This window comes from Propioniciclava sp. (assembly GCF_029977985.1).
In the GTDB taxonomy this organism is placed as follows: domain Bacteria; phylum Actinomycetota; class Actinomycetes; order Propionibacteriales; family Propionibacteriaceae; genus Propioniciclava.
On sequence record NZ_JARKOT010000038.1, the window covers coordinates 1 to 4,177 of the forward strand.

Annotated in this window: 4 protein-coding genes; all 4 read left to right on the forward strand. The window is 72.0% G+C overall.

Annotated features, from left to right (window positions below; translation table 11 throughout):
- On the forward strand, positions 1-1,020 hold a 1,020-nt coding region (locus Q1K57_RS02495), incomplete at its 5' end, for an RsmB/NOP family class I SAM-dependent RNA methyltransferase (protein ID WP_300078652.1).
- 62 nt (positions 1,021-1,082) lie between these two features.
- Positions 1,083-2,525 (forward strand): alanine/glycine:cation symporter family protein, encoded by a 1,443-nt coding sequence (locus tag Q1K57_RS02500; RefSeq protein WP_300078655.1) that lies wholly within the window; start codon positions 1,083-1,085, stop codon positions 2,523-2,525.
- Positions 2,526-2,563: 38 nt separating this feature from the next.
- The gene (gene rpe / locus Q1K57_RS02505) at positions 2,564-3,232 is read left to right on the forward strand and encodes a ribulose-phosphate 3-epimerase (RefSeq protein ID WP_300078659.1); all 669 of its coding nucleotides are present in this window, start codon (positions 2,564-2,566) and stop codon (positions 3,230-3,232) included.
- Positions 3,220-4,035 carry a lysophospholipid acyltransferase family protein gene (locus Q1K57_RS02510; protein ID WP_300078657.1) on the forward strand — a complete coding sequence of 272 codons (816 nt, stop codon included), beginning with the start codon at positions 3,220-3,222 and terminating at the stop codon, positions 4,033-4,035. Before rpe ends, Q1K57_RS02510 begins: the two co-directional genes overlap by 13 nt.
- Positions 4,036-4,177 lie beyond the last annotated feature (142 nt).

The window sequence follows — 4,177 nt, forward strand, 5'->3', positions numbered from 1 at the left end:
GAGGTGGGGGAGAAGGTCGCCGGGTTGGTCAACGCGGTCTTGCGCAAGGTGTCGGCCCGAGACCTGGCGGGTTGGGTGGACCTGCTCAGCGCCGGTCTGGACCCCCTCGACGCGCTCGCCCTGCGCACCCACCACCCGCGCTGGATCGTCGACGCCTACATCGAGCGCCTCGGCGACGAGGCCGAGGCGGCGCTCGCGGCCGACAACGTCGCCCCCGTGACCCATCTCGTCGTCCGGCCGGGCCTGGCAGAAGTCGCCGAGCTCGACGGGACACCCTTGCCGCACAGCCCGTTCGGGGTGGCGCGGCCGGGCAACCCCGGGGACGTGCCGGCCGTCCGCGAGGGTCGCGCCGGCGTCCAGGACGAGGGCAGCCAACTCGTCGCCTGGGCCCTGGCCCGGCAGGACGCCGCCGCGGCCGGCCCCTGGCTCGACCTGTGCGCCGGACCGGGCGGCAAGGCCGCCCTGCTCGCAGGCCTGGCCCGGTCGGCAGGGACCCGGCTGCTGGCGTCAGAACTGCAGCCGCACCGCGCCCAACTCGTGGCCCAGGCGCTGCGGGCCTATCCCGATCCCCACCGGCCCGCCGTCGTGGCTGCCGATGGCACCCGGCCCGCGTGGCCCCCGGGGGTCTTCGCGAAGGTCATGGCCGACGTGCCCTGCACCGGGCTGGGGGCTCTGCGGCGGCGTCCGGAGGCGCGCTGGCGACGCACCCCGGCCGATCTGGCCGCGCTCGTCCCGTTGCAGCGGGCGCTGCTGCACTCCGCGCTGGACGCCGCCGCCCCCGGCGGGGTCGTCGCCTACGTCACCTGCTCGCCCCACCGCGCCGAGACCCGCGACGTCGTGGCCGCCGTGCTGGCCGAGCGCCCCGACGCCAGCCTGTTGGACGCCCCGGCCACGCTCGCCGAGGTGGCGGCTGCGGCCGACGGGCCGTACCTCCAACTGTGGGGGCACCGGCACGGCACCGACGCGATGTTCCTCGCCCTCATGCGACGAAATGGCAACAGAACCCCTCGTGGGCGGTGATTTCCGGGCGTAGCCCCTAGAGTTGCCCCGCTCTCGTTCACTTTCAGAAAGGGGTCGACCCCATGGCGGACAGCATCGTCGGCTGGCTCAACGAACAGCTCACCTGGGTTCTGGTCTTCACCCTGTCCGGCGCCGGCCTGATCTTCACCGTGCTGACCCGCGGCGTCCAGTTCCGGCTCTTTGGCACCATGTGGAAGACGATCTTTTCCTCGCGCAGCAACCAGGGCGAGGGCATCTCGAGCTTCCAGGCGTTCGCCGTGTCGCTGGCCTCGCGCGTCGGCACGGGCAACATCGTCGGCGTCGCGATCGCGCTCACCCTCGGCGGCCCGGGGGCCATCTTCTGGATGTGGGTCATGGCGCTGCTCGGCATGGCCACCGCGTTCGTCGAGGCCACGCTGGCGCAGTTGTACAAGATCCGCCACGGCGACGACCACACCTTCCGCGGCGGCCCCGCCTACTACATCACCCGGGGTCTCGGCATCCACTGGCTGGGCAGCGTGTTCGCCGCCTGCCTCATCTTCACGTTCGGCTTCTCGTTCAACATGGTGCAGGCCAACACGATCGCGGGGGTCGTCGAGGGCACTTGGGGTGTCCCGCCGCTGTGGACCGCCATCGGCCTCGCGGTGCTCACCGCCGCGATCGTGTTCGGCGGCATCAAGTCCGTGGCGCGCGTGACCGAGTGGATGGCGCCGATCATGGCCGGCGTCTACGTGCTGTTGGCCCTGTTCGTGCTCGTGGTCCGGGCCCCCGACATCCCCGGCGCGCTGACGCGGATCTTCGCGGGGGCCTTCGGCTTCGAGGAGCTGGCGGGTGGCGTCACCGGCGGCATGCTCGCGGCCCTGCTCAACGGCGTGAAGCGCGGCATGTTCTCCAACGAGGCCGGCATGGGTTCGGCGCCCAACGCGGCGGCGACGGCCAACGCGAGCCACCCCGTGCAGCAGGGCCTGATCCAGTCGGCCGGCGTGTTCGTCGACACCATCATGGTCTGCACCGCGACGGCCCTCATGATCCTATTGTCCAGCCCCGACGTCTACACCCCGGGCGTCACCTCGCGTGACGTGGCCGCCACCCTCACCCAGACGGCGCTGTCGTCCGAGTTGGGCGGCTGGGTGATGCCGGTCATGGCGATCCTGATCTTCGTGTTCGCCTTCAGTTCGGTGCTGGGCAACTACACCTACGCCGAGGTCAACCAGGACTTCCTCGGGGGTGGGCACGTCGGCAACCTCGTCATGCGCCTCCTCGTCGTGGTGGCCACGTTCTGGGGTTCGGTGCAGTCGCTCGGCTTCGTGTGGTCCCTCGCCGACGTGGCGATGAGCATCATGGCCGTCATCAACCTGTTCGCCCTCGCGCTGTTGGGCAAGCGGGCCGTCGCCGTTCTGAAGGACTTCCAGGCGCAGCAGGGCATCCCGCCCATGGAGCGCACCCTGTACCTGCCCGAGGGGTCCGAGATGGACCTCGCGGTGCCCGGCGACCTCTGGACCACCGAGGTCGGCGACCGCGCCTGAGACCCCGGCGGGCGCAGGGGATCGCTAGGGTGACCACTGTGTCTACGCGCATCCACCCGAGCGTCCTCAACGCCGACCTCGCCCGGCTGGACGCCGAGATCGCTCGCATCCCCAGCGCGGCCGGTGTCCACCTGGACGTGATGGACAACCACTTCGTCCCCAACCTCACGTTCGGCCTGCCCGTGGTGGAGTGCGTGCGGGCCGCCCACCCGGACGCGTTCCTCGACCTCCACCTGATGATCGAGCAGGCCGATCGGTGGGCGCCGTCCTACGCGGAGGCCGGCTGCCAGTCGGTCACCTTCCACCTCGAGGCGTCCCAGGCACCCGTGCGGACGGCGCGCGCCATCCGATCGGCCGGGGCGCGGGCGGCGATCGGGCTGCGCCCCCAGACGCCCGTGGAGCCGCTTCGCGACCTGCTCGCCGAGTTCGACATGGTGCTCCTCATGACGGTCGATCCCGGCTTCGGGGGCCAGCCGTTCCTCGACGCGATGCTGCCCAAGATCCGCCGGACCCGCGAACTGGTGGCGGCATCCGGCCGACAGATCTGGATCCAGGTCGACGGCGGCATCGGTCCCGCCACCATCGAGCGGTGCGTGGACGCCGGCGCCGACGTCTTCGTCGCGGGCTCGGCCGTGTTCTCGGCTGCCGACCCGGATGCCATGGTTCGCAGCCTCGCCGACCTCGCGGAGTCCCGATGCGCGCACTGAGCCGGGAGGCGGCGTCCGATCGTAGCCGCACGCCCCTGCGCACGCGCACGCCGGCGGGCGAGCCCGCGACCTACCGTCACCTCGCGCAGGTCGTGCGGGTCGCGCTGCGCCTGTTCACCCGTGAGGAGTGGGACGCCGCCGCGCAGCTTCCCCCGGCGGGTCAGCCCGTGATCGTCGCGGCCAACCACGTGAGCTACGTCGATGTGGTGGCGGTGGGCCGTTACCTGATCTGGTCGGGCCGCTGGCCCCGTTATCTCGGCAAGGCGGAACTGTGGAAGGTCTTCCCGATCGGTTGGCTCGGCCGCCGCTGCCGTCAGATCCCCGTGGAGCGCAACACCGTGCGCGCCAAGGACGCCCTCGTCCACGCGCGCGCGGCGCTGGAGCGGGGCGAGTGCATCGTGATCTACCCCGAGGGCGGCCGCACCCACGACCCGGATCTCTGGCCCCAGCAGGGACGCACCGGTGTCGCGCGGCTGGCGCTGGCCACCGGCGCGCCGGTCATCCCGGTCGCCCACTGGGGCACCCACCGCGTCATGCCGGGCCGCACGCTCACCTTCCCCCGCCCCGGGCAGCGCATCCAGATCGTCATGGGCGACCCCGTACCGCTCGGTGACCTGGCCGGGCGCGACGAGGACGCAGCCGCCCTCCGCGAAGCGACCACGCGGATCATGGACGCCGTGACGACCCTGGTGGAGCAGCTGCGGGGGGAGCGGCGTCCGGGCGCCGTGTGGGATCCACGCGTGGGCGCCCGCGTGCCGCGGACCGCGCCACCCACCGCACCTTCGGAGGCTGACAAGGGGTGACAACGACCGGTGCGGTCGTGGAACATGGCGCCATGGCTGAATACACCGATCGGGAAAAGGAACACGTGCGGCGCGCGGTGCTCAGCGCCCTCGCCTACGTCTCGCAGGCCGACCCCGGCTTCTTCGCCGCGTTCTCGGAGAG